Origin of the sequence: Leptolyngbya sp. Cla-17 (assembly GCF_016807185.1) — a bacterium.
GTDB lineage: Bacteria > Cyanobacteriota > Cyanobacteriia > Leptolyngbyales > Leptolyngbyaceae > ULC077BIN1.
This window is the reverse complement of the sequence record NZ_JAEVYN010000001.1, coordinates 379,918-398,430: the sequence shown is the minus strand read 5'-3', so window position 1 is coordinate 398,430 and position 18,513 is coordinate 379,918. Positions and strand designations below refer to the sequence as shown.

At 52.5% G+C, this 18,513-nt stretch carries 15 protein-coding genes; 1 reads left to right on the top strand and 14 read right to left on the bottom strand.

Going from position 1 to position 18,513, the window contains the following annotated elements; all coding sequences use genetic code 11:
- Positions 1-8: 8 nt before the first annotated feature.
- The 13 genes from JOY44_RS01995 to JOY44_RS01935 form a co-directional block, all read right to left on the bottom strand.
- Positions 9-401, bottom strand: coding sequence for a GPW/gp25 family protein (locus JOY44_RS01995; RefSeq protein WP_171572083.1), 393 nt, complete (start codon positions 399-401; stop codon positions 9-11).
- A gap of 4 nt (positions 402-405) precedes the next feature.
- On the bottom strand, positions 406-2,325 hold the full coding sequence (locus JOY44_RS01990; protein WP_203031917.1) for a hypothetical protein: 1,920 nt from the start codon (positions 2,323-2,325) through the stop codon (positions 406-408).
- Positions 2,319-3,029, bottom strand: a complete 711-nt coding sequence (locus tag JOY44_RS01985; RefSeq protein WP_171572081.1) for a phage baseplate assembly protein V — start codon at positions 3,027-3,029, stop codon at positions 2,319-2,321. The genes JOY44_RS01990 and JOY44_RS01985 overlap by 7 nt, the downstream gene beginning before the upstream one ends.
- Positions 3,030-3,038: 9 nt before the next feature.
- A complete protein-coding gene (locus tag JOY44_RS01980; RefSeq protein ID WP_171572080.1) occupies positions 3,039-4,133 on the bottom strand; it encodes a phage late control D family protein in 1,095 nt (364 codons plus the stop codon).
- Between the two features lie 27 nt (positions 4,134-4,160).
- The gene (locus tag JOY44_RS01975) at positions 4,161-4,328 is read right to left on the bottom strand and encodes a hypothetical protein (protein WP_203031916.1); all 168 of its coding nucleotides are present in this window, start codon (positions 4,326-4,328) and stop codon (positions 4,161-4,163) included.
- Positions 4,329-4,449: 121 nt separating this feature from the next.
- Positions 4,450-5,166, bottom strand: coding sequence for a hypothetical protein (locus JOY44_RS01970; RefSeq protein ID WP_203031915.1), 717 nt, complete (start codon positions 5,164-5,166; stop codon positions 4,450-4,452).
- Positions 5,167-5,181: 15 nt separating this feature from the next.
- Positions 5,182-5,706 carry a phage tail protein gene (locus tag JOY44_RS01965; protein ID WP_171572078.1) on the bottom strand — a complete coding sequence of 175 codons (525 nt, stop codon included), beginning with the start codon at positions 5,704-5,706 and terminating at the stop codon, positions 5,182-5,184.
- Complete coding sequence (locus JOY44_RS01960; protein WP_171572077.1) at positions 5,696-8,290, bottom strand: phage tail sheath subtilisin-like domain-containing protein; 2,595 nt, start codon at positions 8,288-8,290, stop codon at positions 5,696-5,698. The genes JOY44_RS01965 and JOY44_RS01960 overlap by 11 nt, the downstream gene beginning before the upstream one ends.
- Before the next feature lie 10 nt (positions 8,291-8,300).
- Positions 8,301-8,747 carry a phage tail protein gene (locus tag JOY44_RS01955; RefSeq protein WP_171572076.1) on the bottom strand — a complete coding sequence of 149 codons (447 nt, stop codon included), beginning with the start codon at positions 8,745-8,747 and terminating at the stop codon, positions 8,301-8,303.
- Between the two features lie 89 nt (positions 8,748-8,836).
- Positions 8,837-11,416, bottom strand: coding sequence for a phage tail sheath family protein (locus tag JOY44_RS01950; protein WP_197984889.1), 2,580 nt, complete (start codon positions 11,414-11,416; stop codon positions 8,837-8,839).
- A 32-nt stretch (positions 11,417-11,448) separates the two neighbouring features.
- Entirely contained in the window at positions 11,449-12,387 is a 939-nt protein-coding gene (locus tag JOY44_RS01945) for a hypothetical protein (protein WP_171572075.1), read from the bottom strand.
- The gene (locus JOY44_RS01940) at positions 12,384-13,016 is read right to left on the bottom strand and encodes a DUF4255 domain-containing protein (protein ID WP_171572074.1); all 633 of its coding nucleotides are present in this window, start codon (positions 13,014-13,016) and stop codon (positions 12,384-12,386) included. The genes JOY44_RS01945 and JOY44_RS01940 overlap by 4 nt, the downstream gene beginning before the upstream one ends.
- A 777-nt stretch (positions 13,017-13,793) precedes the next feature.
- Positions 13,794-14,099, bottom strand: coding sequence for a hypothetical protein (locus JOY44_RS01935; protein ID WP_197984888.1), 306 nt, complete (start codon positions 14,097-14,099; stop codon positions 13,794-13,796).
- Between the two features lie 608 nt (positions 14,100-14,707).
- Here JOY44_RS01935 and JOY44_RS01930 point away from each other — a divergent pair.
- A complete protein-coding gene (locus JOY44_RS01930) occupies positions 14,708-17,680 on the top strand; it encodes a CHAT domain-containing protein (RefSeq protein WP_171572072.1) in 2,973 nt (990 codons plus the stop codon).
- Here JOY44_RS01930 and JOY44_RS01925 read toward each other — a convergent pair.
- Positions 17,647-18,336 carry a hypothetical protein gene (locus JOY44_RS01925; protein WP_171572071.1) on the bottom strand — a complete coding sequence of 230 codons (690 nt, stop codon included), beginning with the start codon at positions 18,334-18,336 and terminating at the stop codon, positions 17,647-17,649. The genes JOY44_RS01930 and JOY44_RS01925 overlap by 34 nt on opposite strands.
- Positions 18,337-18,513: the final 177 nt, after the last annotated feature.

Sequence of the window (18,513 nt, the reverse complement as noted above, 5' to 3'; positions counted from 1 at the left end):
TTCTTCCTCTAACTTCCCAGGTTCACGGTTAAAGCCAGTCGTTCGCCAGCGCCAGTGGCCAACAGCCCATAATCAAGGGTGAGAATCACTTGCTGCGGATCGCGGGGATCTTCCTCTACCAGCACCTGGCGCAGGCGAATGCGGGGTTCCCACAAGCGCAGGGCGGTTTCCACCCGCTCTTGAATTAGGCTGCGGTTGGCGGTGGTGTTTGGCTCAAACAAAAACCGCCCCAGCCCAGCCCCAAAGGATTGCAGCATCAGCCGCTCCCCCACTTCGGTTTGGAGGATGATTTGAATCGACTCACGGATATTCTGCGGTCCCGACGACCAAGCCATGCGGCCATCCGCCTCGATCCGGGGAGGAAAGGCAACACTGCGACCAAAGAGTTTTCCAGCATCCATAGGTTTACTTCTTGGCTTTCAAGCCTGGTAGGGGTAGACAGAAAATCAGAAAAGGCACCCACTTAAAGATGAGATCCAGCAGCGAAACAATGATGATGAGCAGGATCAGGGCACAGATAGTGATGATCGGAATCGAGAAGGTGCAGATTTTACCAAAACTTAAAGTGCCTGAGGGGCAGCCCCCGGCACTGGCGCTGAAATCCTTGTGGAACGGCCAGGGCAATACCGACAGAACTAAATCCCCAAAGGTGAGATCCCGTGCCTTTTCCACCTGGCAGGCCAGGGAGTCAGACATGACGAACATGGTGTTTTTGGCGAATTTGCGTAATCCCGCTGGGCTGGTGTCGATGGGCATGGGAATCCGAATCGGACGAGCCGGGGCATCGGGGTCAAAGTAGGAGGCCATCTGGAAGCGTTGAGTCGGCTCACTCACCACCGTGGGATGAACCGAGGGCGGGCAGTTGGGTCGTTCATACACACAGCGAATCAGAAATAAATCATTGTCATAATTGGCTTCATTCTGGCTCTTGATCAGGGTAGGGGCGGTCGGCACCAGCGGTAACCGTTGGTTGGCATCAGGGGGGAGCGCGGTGAGTGCGTCCCGAATGCGCTGGACAAAGACTAGAAGGTCGAGATCCCCTCCATTCACCAGGCTGTTGACCCCATTTCCACAGAGGAGAAACTGGGATGCGGGCCAGCCAGCAGGCGATTGGTAGCTGTAAGGTGCCGTGGCATTTTCGAGATGCACTCGGGCGGCGTAAACATCCTTCAGGGCTTTGGCAAGACTCGTTCTCCCAGTGGGGTCACTCACTCCACTGAACTTGTTTTGGAGCACCATGAAAGTATTGAAATTTTCACTGGTTTCGAGTTTGAAGGTGGTGGACTGCAAGGTGTCGAGCAAGGCTTTACCAGGCGTTCCCGTCGGGACTGGGGTATCGGGGCTGATCTCAAGCCGATTCCAGACAGCGGGTAAATAGTCGCGCAGATAGTAGGCCAGATCGAGTAGGACATACCAGGAGACGGATTGTAACTTATCTTGGGCAAGGTGGACACTAGCCAAGAGTTCATTGCGACGGCCTGCCTCCAGCTTGCTCCAACTCTCCACCAGGGTACGGTCTTCTTGAATGCGGCTTTGATTGATATTTCGCCAGGGGGCAACAACATCGACCTGAAGCAAGGTGAGGAGACGATCGCGGCGATCGCCCTCCGTCTCAACGACGCTATCTCCAGTTGCCTTGGACTGAAGCCCCGCATTTAAGAATGCTTCCCGATTCGATACCGGAATTAACCCGGAGAACATGCGGCGAGCATAGCCATCTGCCCTCTGGGTGTAAGTGACCGGGAACATGGGAAAGGTTTGCTCTCCCGCCTTTAAGGACTGAAGCAAAGCTGGCTCAACAGGCTGCCAGAAGCCATTCACAAAAGCGTGTTCTTGCAGCACCTTGTTGACCGTCAGCAGCCGTCGCACCACGAATGACACGGTTTCCCGCTGGGTGGTTTTCAGAGTCTTATCGGGCAGTCCCGGAATGCGGCAAACCAAGTTAGCCGCCACCAGGTAATAGCGCTGATGGGCAGGCTGATAGAGCTTCAGCGGTTCGTTCTGGAGGGCTGGATCGTCCAACATTTGGGTGGGTGGGGTGGAGGGCGTTTGCCCAGGAGCCAACCGCAAGGAGGGGATAGGGGCAGGTTTGCGCCAGGTTTCCTTCTGTACCTGCCATTCCCAAAGGCGGGTTGGGGTTTCTGTTGCCACAGTCAGGAAGTCTTCCATGAAGGTGTCGGTCGTAAAGCGCAACATCGCGGGTTGGGCAAAGACAGGGTTATCTGTGCGGGGTTGGAGAACCGCCCACAGAGGGGATGCGGTTCTCCACTGCACCGGATGGTCACCCGGAAAGGTTTGTCGCAGAACACGAGGGGCAACTACCATATGTTTCCGGCTCCTGGGGTATAGGTGGTACTGACGGTGGTGTTGGTGATGTTAGTGTCGCACTGCACCACGCCACTGAATTTGCTCATCCCAGCATCGACGGTGACCATACTGGCGGAGACTTTCAGCGTTGTGGCGTTGATCGTGACGTTCGTGCTGGTGGTAAGGGTAATCCCGCTGCTATCCAGGGTGACTTGGTTGCCGTTGGCATCACTTAGCTCAATGCTGGCGGGCGTGTCTTGGCAGGTAATGGTTTGACCACCTGGGGTTTCGACCTTTAACTGAACTGCCCCATCGGAGTCGTCGAAGGTGACCTTAATGCCACTGCGGGAGGTGATCGAGCGAATATTATTGTTGCGATCCATCGACTCTGGCGGATTGTCCACCCCATTCCATACGGCTCCGACCACAATGGGAGACCAGGGACAGCCACCCTCAAAGGCAAGGATCACCTCGTCGTCGGGTTCGGGAATGAACCAGGTGCCGCGATCGCTCCCAGCCATCAGTGTTGCCACCCGCGCCCAAATCTCGAAGGGGTCGCCATCGGGGTCGGTAGTCCACGGTAGGCGCACCCGTACCCGACCTTGTCCGTTGGGATCTTGCACATCGGTGACGAGGCCAACGTAGACCCCGAAATAGGAACCGCCCTCACCGCTAATCGGCAGGGTGGGTAAAAAACCGGGGCTAGTAGGGCTAGTTATCATCACACTCTCCTAAGAACCAAGACTGGGACGTTCCACCACAAACTCAGTGGTGTAGCCACCCCCTGGGCGGCGGCTAAAGCAATGCTGCACTTCGCTGACGTAGTAGGTGCCACTAAACAGAGAGCCGAGTCCTTCCAGGGCGATCGCCAGCCCCACCCGAATGCGGGCATCGCCTCTGGCTTTGCCCGTACCCACCACAAAGCGGCGAGCCTGGGCACGAAAGCTGGACTCGGCGATCGCCTGGGTCTCTTCGCTGGTCAGGGGCATTTGCTGGGCAATGCGATCTACGCGATCGCCAAAGGCGTTACTGACAATGCTGGCGGCACTGGTGGCTCCTGCCAGTTCACTACCCAGCACGCGGTCGGTGGCGTTATGGTCGATCCGTTCTTTGGCCTGAACATTCCAGCCGCTGACCACAACTTGGGTGTACTGATTGGCCGTATCGGCAATCACGCTAAACTCCAGCAGCCCCCGGTTGAACACTAAGGTAAGCTGATCTCCGTTTTGCTGGCGATCGCTGCGCCCTTGCACATGCAGGGTGCTACCCTCAATCCAAATTTCTGCCGCCAAGCGCCTTGCCCGCTCCCGTAGAAAAGCCAGATCACTCTGGTTGAGTTGGGCAATCACCGAGTAAGTGATGGAGTCCAGATCAATCTCAGGCTGCAAACTATGGTCATTGGCGAGTTGCTCGAAGACCTCTTGGTCAGACACATCTTCAAAAGTACGGGTGCGGCGAGTTTGGCGCAGAGACTGCGCCGCATCCTCAGCCAGCACTACAATCTGGGGCGGCTCCCCAGCTAAAAACTGGCCTTCAATCGCGCTGATCCGCCCCTTAAACACCTCTGCCTCGGCCTCCCCATCCCCCAAGGTAACGGCGATTTCTTTGCCAAAGTCCAGCACATCCCGGTCGAAATACAGATAGTCTGGCCCATTGCCGCGATCGCCCCAATTGCCAAAGCGAGCCTCGCAACGGTACAGCCCCTCCGTGGTTTCCGCTACTGTCAGTGCCAATAAGGCGGCAGCAAGACGCGGCTGAGCCTCACCCTCAATGCTCAGGGCGGCTTCGGCAGCAACAATTCCAGGGGGGACTCCAAGTTCGATCATGGGGGGTTCATCGTAGGGGTAAAGGGGCTAGCGGGATTGCGATCGCAGTTGGCGTTCCATCAATTTGCGGGTTACCCAGTAAATATCGCGGGGGGTTGGCCCAGCAGGGGACAGGTTGACGGATTCGGTGTTGCGGCTCTCTGCTCGACTAGGAGGCGGAGCGATGACTTCGATTTCGTTGATGATGATGGGCATAGCGGGTTTGGGGGTTTGGAGGGTTGAAGGGTTCGAGTTTGGGGGTGAGGGGATTTAGAGGTGAGGGAGTAAAGGATCGTTGGTCATGGCAGCCACTTTTGGCTCAGATGCGGGCGTTGGTTTAACCACTAAGGCTGACTTTTGTCCCCAGATTTAGGTTCACCAGGGTTCCAGGGGTGAGGTTACGGGGGTTCTCAATGCCATTGAGAGATGCCACCGCTTTCCAGTCAGCCTGGATACCAGCACTCGCGACCATACCCTGAACAGTGCCCCCCTGCACAGCAGCCGTTAGGGGCTGGGTGCCGGATGGGGTAGCTCCCTGGGGGGGCGGGGTGGCTTTGGCGTTAACGCTGAATTTGAACTGAATGCCGGGTTGGCTCAAATTCATCGATACGGTGGCTCGCAGGGGGTTGCCGTCTTCAGACCACAGGTCTAAGGTTTCATCCATAGACACCAGAATGCCGTCGAAGAAAAAGCTGCCCCACTGAAACCGCAGTCCTGGCACCGTATACTTGGGTGCTTCTCCGGAGGTGTCTTCGGTGGTACTCATAAAGTAAGCTACCTGCTGGGTCATGCGGCGCACATCTTTAACGTCAGTGGCTGCGGCTCCGGACACGTCAAAAATCAGCTCTACTGCTAGTTTTGAATCGCCTTTACCGACGTACTGCATGGCGGAACTGGTGCTTTGGTCGTTGGTCTGCACCTGATTGGCATAGGCCACCTTCAGAGACGCTGGGTTGAACTGTACTGCTACAGGCTTGGTGCCCTTCTTGGGCATGGCTTCGTTTTGGCCATCGGGCCACTCAATTTCAATTAGTTTGGCTTTTTCTAACGTCATGGCTTTTCCTTCCCCCTACGACAATCCGATGCTGGCTTGGGCACTCACCCCAACGCTGGCCTGAACGTTCAGCCCCAGTTGAGAACTGTCAAAGTCCACCTCCATAGCGGCATACACAAGCTGCAACTCTTCGATCGCAATTCCTCCCTCCTTGGCATTCAAAGCTGGTACCCGTAATTTGATGGGCAGACAGTCCTTAAGTTTGAAGGTAATTTGCTTTTGCTGAGCACCATCCAGCATGACGATGGTTGCTTGACCTCGCAATCCCCGCTGCTTTGTCTTCATCACCTCGGTAAACCAGCGCCATAGACCAAAATCTTTACTCATGCCCCGCTTGAGGGTGAGCTGCCCGTAAGAAATCGGCCCTGCCAGATGCACCTGTTCCGTATTCAGGCCACCCTGGTGAAAGGTCTTAGGTTCCATCGACAGTTCTAGCCCATCGCATTCTGCAAACTCGGCCTTGCAGATCTGGGTAGAAACCCCAGGGACACTGATTTCTACCAGAAAATTGAACGTGGTAAAGATGCGACTAGCGACCATTGGGGCGTACCTCCTGCACCGTCAGTACATTACTTTCTATTTGCACCAGCCGCACGGTGATAAACGTCATAGGCTGGGAGGGAGCGACCCGTAGTTCTACAATCAACTGCCCCTGCTCGATTGTGTTTTGGCGGTTGAGGATGCCGTCAATTCCTACCTGGTAGGCTTCGGTAGGCACCCGTCCGGCAAAGGCTCCCCGATCGAACAAGCGAGCCAAAACCTGTTCAAACTGCTGCTGAATCCGGCGGCGAAAAGCAGCGCTATGAGGAGCAAACACATAGGTCTGTCCTTCCCTTAGAGCCAGTCGCCGCAGCAAAATCAGCAGCCGTCGGATATGCAAATTTTCTAAATCCGGGTCAAGGCTTTGGGTATAGCTCCCCCAAGCCACAAAGCCCCGTGCTGTTTGCCGAATCGGGTTAATGCCAGATCCGTAAAGTGTCTGCTCATCCCCCAAATTTAGTACAGGCAAGGTGGCAAGAACATCTTGAAGCACCTCATTGGCTGGCGCAATCCAGGCTCCTCGGCTGAGGCTGCGAGCTGCCATTACCCCAGCCATGCTGCCGGCGGGGTGAGTATGAAGTAGTTCCCCAGTTTCGGCTCGGCTGACCAACCAGGGGTGATACAGAGCAATGTAGCTGTCGGTGGTGTCTCCATCTCGATGCACCCTGGTTAGCAGCCGTTGCTGATGGGTCAAGGTTTCTGGGAGGCGGTAGTGTTTGGGTACCCCTAAGACTGCCACCAGATCGCCTCGCGCTGCTGCCAGTCGAGCCACAGCCTGCTGCACGTCTAGAAGTCCAGTTGCTTCGTATTCTTGAGGTAAAAGCAGTTGCCATTGGGTGGCTTCTGCTTCAGTTGGGGAGGATGGTCGAGTTTTGGTTTCACCCGATGCAGGGGTAACACAAGGGGTGAAGAGGCTGATGGTAGAAGGGTCGGGGGTGGATGCTGATACGGACGCAGCGGGGAGGGTGGGGGCAGCCGATGGAGTTAGCCGCCAACCGCGATGGGCGGCGTCGGGAAGGGCAATCAGGCTAATTTCTTCGATGGGGAAAAGGGCATGAATTCCCCTGAGAGGTTGGGCTTGGAGGTAGAGGCGATCGCTTGCCTCAGCCATTAACGATCGCTGTCCAGTCAAGCGTAAGGTTTGATCCAGAAATATCTCTGGCCAGAACGAACTCCAATCCGCCCCGCTCAGCCCCTGTTCATCGTCTGTGGTGGGCACCAAACCGTCTCGCACTAAGGGCATGGCATCTGGGGAAACAGCACCCCGACTCGGTAGCTCAACGCTTAGTCCTAGGGGAATGATGGTGATGTCCTGAACCAAATCCAGAGCCAGGGGAAAACGCGGAGACTTTACCTCTTGCCATAGGGATTGGATTGAAGATTGGATTGAGGCCGATTGTAGGGGTTGAGGCAACCCAACGTGAGCCGCAAATAACCGATCATCATCGGGAAGATTGCCGAGAAAACGAGGATGGGAAGCAGCACAGGCTAAGTTTTGGAGGGTGTAATCTGCAGCAGATTCCCCACTCACATTCAGCGCTATTTGCAACCTTTGGATGCGAGTAATTGTGAGTGATTCAGTCGTAGACCATCCTTCAATCCAGGCTCCTTGAAGGTTGACGCGCCTAGCTTCTACATCTTTTACCAATAGCCAGATTCGCGATCCATCGCTGGTATTTAGCTGAAGCCAATCGCCGGGTTCATCAGGCTGAAAGGCGATCGCCAACCACACAACTAGCGCATGGACTGAAACACCTTCTGACAGCAGGTAAAGCCAAAATTTAATCAAGGGACTGAAGTTTTTGGTTAAAACCCAGCCTCCCTCCGGCGTGAGCTGGGCCAGAACTGGCATTGATATGGGCGCGGATATTGGCCCGGATAGTGCAGAACGATTGGTCTCCACAAATCCAGATGTGACCTGTTGAACCGTGCAAAACCAGTATGTATTTGCAGCGTGGCCCTTGATCTGAGTAGTCCCTCCATCAACCTGGAAATCGGTTTGCCCGATGACAACATAGGCTTGATGGCGTTGATCTGAAAAATCGAGCTGCAACAGATCGCCAATCTGCAATTCCTGATTGCGGATCAGGGGTAAGGATAGGGAAAAGGCAGCACCGGGCTGAATGGTTGCAGCGGCAAAGGCTATTCGATCAAGCTGTAGTTCGACTCTGACTTGAAGATTGTCAGACCAACTGCCAACGCTACGAGCTTTGGCGATAACCGGAGTGTAGTCACTGCGGTTGGTTTGCAATAGACCCGCTAAGGGAAACTGGTTGGCGATCGCCTGCTCTCGACTGGCTACCCGCACCACCCAACAGCGTCGCCCACCCTGGGCAAAGAATGCCCTTATCGCTGGAGCTAAACAGGCGGTCTGCCAACTCCCGGTTTCCCCATCCCAGGCCAGCCGATAGAGACCACCAAAGACATCGGCAAAATCGGCATAGCTCTCTACCACCACTGGCACGTCTAAGGGCCCCCGTTGGGCAAAGCCCACAAAGGCTGCTATGTCCATCCGAGGCAGATCTACCACCGTTGGCGTTTCTGCTCGAAAGGCAATACCAGGAAATAGGCGGGTGGGAGGCATCGGTTAACTCCTACTCAAACTTGATGTCTTCTACGGACAAGCCCAGTTCTTCGATCGCCACATCGGTGCCCTTACCGTTGAGAGAGGGGCCGGTGTATTTCATCGGCTGTGCCCCTTCCAGTTTCCAGGTCATGGCGATCGTACTGAGATCTTCACTTTGAAGTTGAATGGTCACAGAGCGACGGGCATCTGCGCCATTGCGAACCTCATTCAGCCAATCGATTAGATCTAAGGCTCCCAAAACTCCTCGCTTCAGGGAGATATCGGTGGCCTTATAGAGTCCAGGAATTTTAATTGGGGCGTTGCGCTTTTCGTTGCCTGCCCGATATTCCTGCATGGTAATTTCTACCCCCAGTCCAGTTACCTCTTGAAAGCCCGCCTTGGCTCCATCGGTACCACCACCCAGATTCACCAGATATCTAAATGCGCTGTAAGGGCGTTCACGCTCAGTAGCCATCGCTAAATCTCCTCAATAGATTGCTAGTACAAAATTGCTAGTGCAGATTGTTGATGCAGGTTGTTGATATAGATTGACAAAACGAATTGCTAACGGCGATCGCCTGTCCACTGACCAATGCGGAAGATGACAAATTCTGCTGGATACAATGGCGAAACCCCAATCAGGCAAATCATGCGGCCATTATCGAGATCGTTTTGGGTCATGGTGCTGCGATCGCACCGCACAAAAAACGCTTCCTCTACCTTGGTGCCTGCCAATCGTCCACTGCGCCACTCGGTTTCTAAGAAGCTCTCCACCGTACGACGCACATTCGCCCACAGCCGTTCGCCGTTGGGTTCAAACACTGCCCACTGGGTAGCTCGATCAATCGAGGCTTCCAGGTAAGCAAAATAGCGGCGAATATTCAGATACTTCCACTCTGGATCGGAACTGACCGTTCGCGCTCCCCAGACGCGAATGCCCCGCCCCTCAAAGAAACGCAGACAGTTAATCCCCAGGGGGTTGAGGATATCCTGTTGGGCTTTGTTGATCAGGATCTCTAAAGCGATCGCATTGCGGACGACTTCGTTAGCGGGGGCTTTGTGAACCCCAATTTCTGTATCGCTGCGGGCGTAGATCCCGGCCATGAAGCCGCTAGGAGGCAGGTTCAAATTCTGTTCGCTAATCGGGTCGTTAACCGTTACCCAGGGGTAGTACACCGCTGCCCGCGTTGTATCGAGCAGCGATCGATATTCCCGCACCCCCGACAGCGAAACATTATCGGGACTGTCGAGCACCGCTACCCGATAGCGCATCCGTTCGCAGTGGACGATCAGGTTTTGACTAATGGCAAGAATGTCGGTGCGGCGAGTCCCCCAGTTGTAGGAGTAGCCTGGTGCCGCCACGATCGCAATCTCTTCCAAATCTTCTAATGCCCGCAGTCCGCTTTTGACAGGGGGGTCGTCCTGTTCTATCCCTTCGTAGCGAATCGGTTCGGGCTGGCCGCCATCACTGCCCCCCGTCAGTCGATAGGTAACCGACTGCAAAAGGTTCAATCTCGGCATACCTTGAGCATCGATCAGGGGGTTGCCCTGGGCGTTAACCTGCTGCCCCCAATCAGTTACGCCCAACAAGCTTGCCGCCAATTGGGCATCGCCAACCGTCTCATCCGCAGACTGGAGTATGACTGGTGTTTCCATCGCTTGCAGGCGGTTGCTAATCTCGATGGCAAAAAGCTGGCTGAGGCTATCTCGACTGCGATTTGGCAACCCCGATAGGGTTAAGTTTTCTAAGGTTTGAGGTTGGGCAAATTTCCCTGGCATCTGGATCTCGACGCTGATGGCAAGGGGAATCAGGCGATCGCTGCTGGGGTTGAGGCTGCTGAGCGGCAGATCGCTCCCTGTGGAGGGTCGAAAAGTCCAAGTATTATTGCTGCGGATTGCGCTATGGATCAGTGCTGTGCCGCTGCGCTGGATGACGACCAAATCGCCATTTCGCACCTGACGCACGATTGGCAGCGGCGGCGTACTGCTATCGAAAGTTAGGACATTGGCTCCCAAACGACCGTTAACGGCGATCGCCATGTCGCCCGCTGCACCCGGAAACCGAGCCAGCCAATTTGCCTGGGCATTGACATCGGCAAGTCGTCGTTCGATCGTTACCCGTCGCGCTGCATTGGTAATGGCTGTCCCCATACCAGTGGTGGCAGTAATCACAGGGGCGATCGCCGCCACTAAAGCTCCCAAGGCGGTATTCGCCGTGCCTGCGGTGACCTCATCGTTCATCGCCGTTAGAGCCGTGTTGAGCGTTGTCACTAATGTCGCCAGTCCCGCTGCGCCATTCCTAATTCCTGTTGCTCCAGTGGTTACCGTTGTTCCTGCTGTCGTTAACGCAGGCAAATCAGGACTCACCCCGACTAAACTGGTTGATGTTCCCGCCGTTACCCCCGCCGCATAAGCTGCTACGATCGCGGTCTGAGCCGTCGCCACAGTCGGCCGTTGAGTATTGGCAGACTGAAGTGCGTCATCCGCCGCATTGATAATATCGTCCCAAAGATTGCTAAACGCTTCGGCCAGGGTCGTTCGATCGGATCCCACGGGCAAACCATTAATAAAAGTATTGAGTTGGGTGCCGATGTCGGGATTGGCGTTGGCGTAGTTGTAGTTGAGGGGCGGTTCCGGAATCGCTGGAGGATCGACCACCGCCAAGACCCGACCCACCGCAAACTGAAGGATTGCGATCGCTGCCGCCCTGGCTGTTTGCAGTCGAGTTACCGTTGTTGCTAAGGCCGAGAGGACAGTGTTGGTTGCGGCGATCGCCACCCCATCCACCGCCCCAATCTCCGGCGTTGGTGCAGGAATTGCCGCCCTTGCTCGTCCGTCTATCACCTCCGAGGGGGGTTGGTAAGCCCGACTGACATAGAGCCGCGAACCGCCATTATCAAAAAAATTGCGTACGGCATGGGCAAGATAATTGGGAACCTCATCCGCGCCATAGAGCAGCGGGTCGAGTCCCCCATAAATGCGCTCAAACTGACCAAAACTTGTCATCAGTTCCGGTTCACCTTCCGTCGGGCCATAGCGAGTAGCCCCCACAAACCCGGTGGTGCTGGTGCCCACTCCCTCAATCGACTTGGAGCGAAAGCTGGTTTCTTCGACATAGACACCGGGGGCAAGATATTCCGGCATGGGCGAATCTCCTTGTGCAATATGACGTGAGCTTATCTAGGCTGGATTCGCAGCACCGATTCCACCTGGGTGGCGCTGAGGGCTGTCCGCAAAATCAAGGGACGACCAAATTGCAGATTGACGGACAAGTTGGGCTGGAACTGTAAGGGAGCATTCGGGTCAGACGTATGGTTGATGGCGATCTGCGCTTGGGCTTGGTTGAGCAACCTTTCTAAATCAGGCACGCTGCTGTTGGGCCATACTATTGGGCTGGTGTCATACTGAATCGTGACCCTCAACGGAAACATCTGCCGATCCAAGGAGGAATAGGGCGTCTCTGGTGTCGCTGGATCGGGTATGGCTGGATACGGCATGGGCAACAACAGCATCCCCCGGCGATCAGTCATGCCGTAGTAATCAAAACCCGAAGCTGGTAGTGCAGAGAGTGGCTGCACCCTGACCAAGGCATAGGCAGCAGGAATGGGTGTATCCCCCGCACCGATCACAAGCTGTGCCCGCACTACAGCTTGCCCTGGCAGCACAGGGCGAGTAGGCGCTGACCAAAGTTGAACCCCGATCGCTGCGTTATTGCCCAACTCCGGTCGAAACAGAGAGGTTCCGAGCCAATCGCCTTGTCCACGAAACACCCCACGAAACGGCAACCGAGCGACAAATGACATGGGCAGAAACCGCTCCAACCGATCTACCAGATCGATCGCCACCAATTGGTTTGAAGGGACAGACTCCCAGAATTGTTGGGTTGAGCCTGCGGCAGGGATTTCTCCGGTAGAGAGGCCAAAGAAGGTGATCGCGCCACTCGGTGTCATTTGCCCCAGGATGGGGTTGCCTAAGCGCTGGGCGCGATCGTCACTCAGCCGCTGCGCCTTCACCTGCAATCCATCGGCAACCACACGGTTTGTGACTCGATCCCAAAAGCGGATCCCCAAGAGGGTCTGAGTCGTATGGCGCTCTAGCGGGATCAGTTTCATCATGGTGCTCCATCTAGGCGCTGCATATCTGACGTCCGTACCTGCACGGGCTCACCAACCGGCATCACTCGACGGGATTCCAGCACCAGGTTGCGCACTAGGTAGGGAATTGTAATTTGATAAGGCAGTTTATCCTCACCGAGCATGTCCCACAGTTGCAGCAGCTCCTCCCCATCCATCTCACTGAGCAGCAATTCCACCGCTTCAGAGTCCTCAAAAATGGGTGTAGCACTGCCAATGTTGAGCACTGACGCTGGAATCATGGAATAATCCTCCAGGATTCGCACCACCCAACCCAACAAGCGATTTTGAGTGCTCGGATTATTGCCCCAAATCGTTATCAGAAGGTACAAATCTAGGGGTAGCTTACTGTAATGCCGCTGACCATTTGGTGAAAGGTTCCCAGTGGGAGTTCGGTGCGAGAGGTTCGGTAACGCACGATAGAGAAATACAGAAGCTCCAGAGGCAATGTGACGGGTTGAATCAGGATTAGAAAAATCATCTGACTGATAGACTGCGAAGCTTGGCTTAATAGTCCCCAAGCCAAGCTCAGATGCATATTCTGCCATTGATGATTGCAGAATATGCACAATAGCATTACACACAGCGCTCGCAGCATCAGTAGTAGCCAAAGTTCACCTCTATGGAAACTGAGTTATGACAAGCCTTAAACTCCTTCAAACAGCAAGCTACCAATTTCTAAATTTCAGATATATCAAAATTTCAGATATATATCAATTGGTTTAATGAATTGTTAGCTCTCAATAGTTAAGGTAAAAATCTACGCAAGCTGCCTACAAATGGAAGCCTTTAGTCGCGAGAAATAACCAGAAGTCATATTCTCATCAATGCCTCAGGAAAGCTGTTCAAAATGACAAATTAGAATGATGTCGTCGAAAAATTCACTTTTCAACATAAAAATAGACATCCTGCAGATCATGTTACCTATCGATGACACTTCCTAAATCTATGTAGTCTTTCGTCGCTTCTCTAAGTAAACCTAATCTTCTCCAAAAACACCCAAACTTTTGTGGGTTGGGGGAAAATTGGGGGGATTTCTTAAGAAAGAGTCTAAAACCCAGATTCTATAGCCTTTTAAAGAGGACTGAAAATCCTCGTGTCACCGGTTCAAGTCCGGTTCCTGGCATTCATCAATAGAATTAAACAGAAGGCCCGAAATCACCTGGATTTGGGGCCTTCTGTTTTTCCAACCCTCAAAACGTTCGTGCCATTTTAAGTATTTTTAAGTTTATTTGGTACTTTAACTGATGTAAGCGAGATGCTCAAGAATTACGAAGGTAAATCTTGTTCACCAAACGTTATGAGTGTCCTTAAATTGATAAACAGCAGTGTAGTTCCAAACTCCTACTTGAGCAGCGCCGAAAACTGAAAACCAATAGTTGCTGGCTTTAATTCGTTTCTGCCAACACTTCCTGCAGACGATTTCTAAATTCTCCCTTTGGATGCCCTCCTTTCACTTCCCCCAGAATTTTAAACTCTTCGGATTCTGGCGAATCGCAAATCAGGTAGGTCGGCCACCCCATGTCGGCTTTATCAGGGTATTGAGTTAACAAAATCTTGCGGTACTTACGATAAGTGGCGAGATCTTGCATTTTGCAGTCAATGAATTGCAACCCTAGTTCTTCTGTCACCTTTTGGTCATAAAACGCCATCTTGTGGCAAATTCCGCAGTCTTCTGAAGAAAATTTAATCACGGCTCGGTTCATCAGTGGGTTACTCCTACGTCACATTCATTGACTACTATCCACCTATAAACCTAGCTAAGATAGATACAGACGGAACGAGTTTTTTGGATAGCTGTTGAAAGCGCCGATAAAAAATACCCCAACCCGTTGCGGGGTCAGGGTACCAAGTTAGGGTGCATATACCAAGCCATCATTCCTAGCCAGGGAGGACCATTCTGGATACTCTTTAAAGTATTAGAAATAGATTGGAGGTTTTGATGGCGATCGCTGCGCTTTGCAAAGAGACCTGCAAGAGATCACACTTAGCAAAGTGACACAATAGCGATGAGGTTTATATAAACTTCATAATAGAGTTCGCATGTTGGTTAAACATGTCTTGATAAGCCACAACAAATAGGATTAAAGATAGTTTCGGATAGCGCTTTTTAGCTAGCGGGTGTCTTCTTGATTATCTAAGTGGGCATCTTTAAACCCATATGTTGGTTGTGAAAAATTTGTAAAGAGTTGGTTCGAATTGCGTTTCTGCCTGATGGATGCGGTCAGTCGTTGTTTACTAAAGATGGACTTGATTGCCCTAACTCAAGCAACAATGCCTATAGTCTTCTGGGAGGATAATTGTGACCCAGGAATTTCACCTATCTGTCACGCCAGTTCGAGAAAATGAATATTTGGTGCGAACTGAAGACGTTGCGCCTGGCGTGCCCCTAGCAGAAGAACAGGTCATTTGGTCAGTTGAAGATTGGTTGACTGAAGCCAGTCTATTAATGGATGATCCGCTACTTGGCTTACTGGGGCATCGAAACCTGCCGAGTGGGTTTAATTCTGCATCCTTGCGATCGTCTACTGGCGAAATTCCTGCTATCAATTTAGCGACTTTTGGGCAGCGGCTTTACAGTGCGGTGTTTCAAGGCACCATTCGAGATAGCTGGATGACTGCTCAAGGTATTGCTCAACATCGTCGAGAACGACTACGCCTTCGGTTGGGCTTGAAAGGAACTCGGCTGCATCGGTTGCCGTGGGAAGTGCTGTATGCAGGCGATCGCCCCCTGGCAACGGGCACCGATGTGGTCTTCTCTCGCTATCACTCCAGCTTCTCCATTATCAAATCTCACCTTTCTGACCCAAAAATCTTTACCAACGAATCGCCTCATATTCTCAAAATTCTCATGGTCTTGGCAGTTCCAGCTGATCAAGATGCATTGGCTCTAAAGCAAGAAGCGGAACAGCTGAAACAAGAATTGCAAGCATCCAGTAGTAGCAGTCATCTCAGCATTGATCTAACCATCCTGGAGCAACCCGGACGAGAACAACTGACCCAAGCCCTAGAACATAACCACTACCATGTCTTACACTATGCCGGACATAGTAACCTTAGTGCTGCGGGCGGCAGCCTTTATCTAGTCAATCGGCGTACTGGGTTAAGTGAGGTGTTGAGTGGCGATGACTTGGCAGGATTACTGGTCAACAACGGCATTCGCATGGCAGTGTTTAATTCTTGTCGCGGAGGATATACAGCGGCAGGATCTAGCAGTGAAGCGGAAGGAAACCTGGCTGAGGCGCTGGTCAAACGCGGAATCCCAGCCGTTTTGGTAATGGCAGAGCGCATCCCCGATGAGGTGGCGCTCAATCTGAGTCGGTTGTTTTACCGTAACTTAAAGCAAGGATATCCGGTAGATCTCAGCTTAAGTCGATCGCGTCAGGGCTTAATTTCTTCCTATGGCTCAGATCAGCTTTATTGGGCGCTGCCAATCCTATATTTGCATCCTAAATTTGATGGCTATCTCCAACCCACTCCAGCTAGTGTCGTCAATCATGGCATGTCATTGGATGCTCCATCTTCTAGCGGGTTGTATGACGGCAGCGACGCAGACTTGCCCCAGTTAAGAGCGCCTGAACTGACCATTCGGCATGAGGTTGAGATTAGCGACGAAGATGACTTACTCTATTTTGATGATTGGGAGTTTGAAGACATCAGGCTTCCGGTTGAAGAAGATGATGTGATCAAACTGGCAAATGCTTTAGAAAAAGCCAAGGAATTTGAGCACGTCGAAGAGCAAGATTCGGCATCCAGTTGGATGGATGAGGTTTCTCATAGCCCAACAGTGTTAGAGCCGGATGAACCTTTACTGCCTAACCCGTTTGGCGAAGACTTGCTTTCTGATGGCGATGCAGACACGAAGTCAGATGACTATTGGTTGCCGAATTCTCCCTCCCTCCCTCCTTCCGATGAATCGGGTGGCTACTCTAATCATGCGTCTGCGCTCTTCTCCGATCGCACTACCACAGCAACAATCGCCCAACTTGTGGATGTGAAAGTCTATTCTGAATTGGAAACAGTGCTAGCAGAGATGGGCACATTAACCAGCGCGATCGCGACAGCGAATCGCGCCGTGCAGGCAAACCCAACGAGCGCTACGGCACATATCAATCTAGGGTGGGTGTACTATCAGCAGGGCTATTTAGCCGAGGCGATCGCGGCCTATCAACAAGCGCTGCAACTCGATTTCAATTCGCCGCTCGCTTACAATCGGCTAGGGTTGGCACTATATCAGCAAGGCAACCTAAGTGATGCAGTACAAGCCTATACTCATGCGGTGGAGCTAGATCCACACTACACCGATGCCAGCAATAACTTAAAGGCGCTGTTGTATCGACCCAGCGTGTCTTCATCATTACCCGCTATCTTGCCAGTCACCTCGCCAGCTAAATCGGCGACCGTTACACCCATTCATCCGACTGCTGACAGTGCTGCAACCTTGGCAGCGACCAAGCCAAAACAGCGATCGCTGTTTTGGCTTGGCTCCGGTCTTTTTGCTCTATCCGCCTTACTCACTAGTTGGGTGTTTCATGCCCAAATTCTAGAGGCGATTCCTAGCATCCCTTTGAAGATGGGCATTTCCCTTAGCCCCAAGACATCGAGTAATGAAAATGACTTGAGCCAGACCAGTTCTGCGGCTTTAGTCACCCTAGCCACCGATCAGATTAGTCAAGGCAATATTGATCTAGCACAACCCGCGATCGAACTACTTCTAGATCGACACTCGCGCAAAGAAGCAGAAATCGTTCTGAACACTGTTTCAAGTAAAGATGCAGCCAATCCAACCTTCAATTTTCTCAAGGGCAGATTGGCATGGGAACTCTGGTTAGCCGGCGATCGCACTTATAGCATTCGAAAGGCGCGTCAATTTTGGGATGCGGGATTAAAAGTTCAACCCAATCCTCCCTACCAAAATGCCCTCGGATTTGCCTACTATGCTGAGGGTAAATTTAATTTGGCAGAACAAGCCTGGTTACAAGCGCTGATTTTGTCCGGAGAAAAACCAGTTTCTGCCAAGGCGAATCCTGCTTTAAACCCTGTCCCTAACCGAGAAACTTTGCAATCCTATGCTGGTTTAGCCCTAGTATCGCTTAAACTGGCAGACAATCAGCCGCCAGAGAAGCAAGCCGCCGCACGCAGCGTTGCAATGAAACTACGACAAAAAATCGTGACCGCTGACCCTGTTAACTTCACCCCCGCAGCGCTGCGGCTAACCTGGATGTGGTCGGAAAAAACGATTCAAGATTGGGAATTAGTGTTAGCAACAAAATGAAGCGGATATTGCCGCCGTAAGTCCATAACATCGGCTAGCCGCGCCTCACCCCAATCAAGCGGCTGAATTTCTTCAGCAGGAATCACACTCACCAGAACTGGCTCTGCTATATCGTCTGTGGAATAGGCAGAATCGAAAATTTGCTGGGTTGAACCCATCCACTCTACCGCTAGTGGTTGAATCGGCTGTGATCGCTCTGTCTGCATAAAGGGCAACACCTCAGTCAATTCGTAAGGTTTAAGCCGCTTCAAAAGCTGTTTGGGGGAATCTATTTGGCGGTGCGATCGCTCCTGTGCTGCTGACTGAATCGGTACGACTGTTTCTTCAAACTCAATCTCAGCGGTTTGCATCTCTATTGGCTTAATGTAGATAGCAAGTACAAAGCAGCTTGCAGTACATCCAACCGCGATCGCACCAAACACCCATAGCGGCAGTTGCCCTGAATCAGGAACTGGTTTGAGCGGTGATTGAGTCTTAGTATCTGACTTCTGAGCGATCACCGATACCATTTGTGGCTCTGTGGCATTTGGGTTGATTAAACTGCCAATCGCCAATGCCGAAGGGAAGGCAATGAACACCCAAATAATGCCCCAAAACATCGTTGGATACTGCTTCAAGCGATCGTTCAGGATTGCCAGTGGCTGAAAATGCTTCATTCGACGCTCTCAAACGACTGAAGGATACAGGCTCTGGAATCCTTTGCCGTCTTGTAATTTAGGCGCTTTGCCATATTACTAACACAAACAAATTGTGAAAGAATTGCTTAGTCCATCTACTTCTAATCTAACATTCCAAAAACTGAACTGTTAGAAAGAACTTAAAACAGTAAAGAT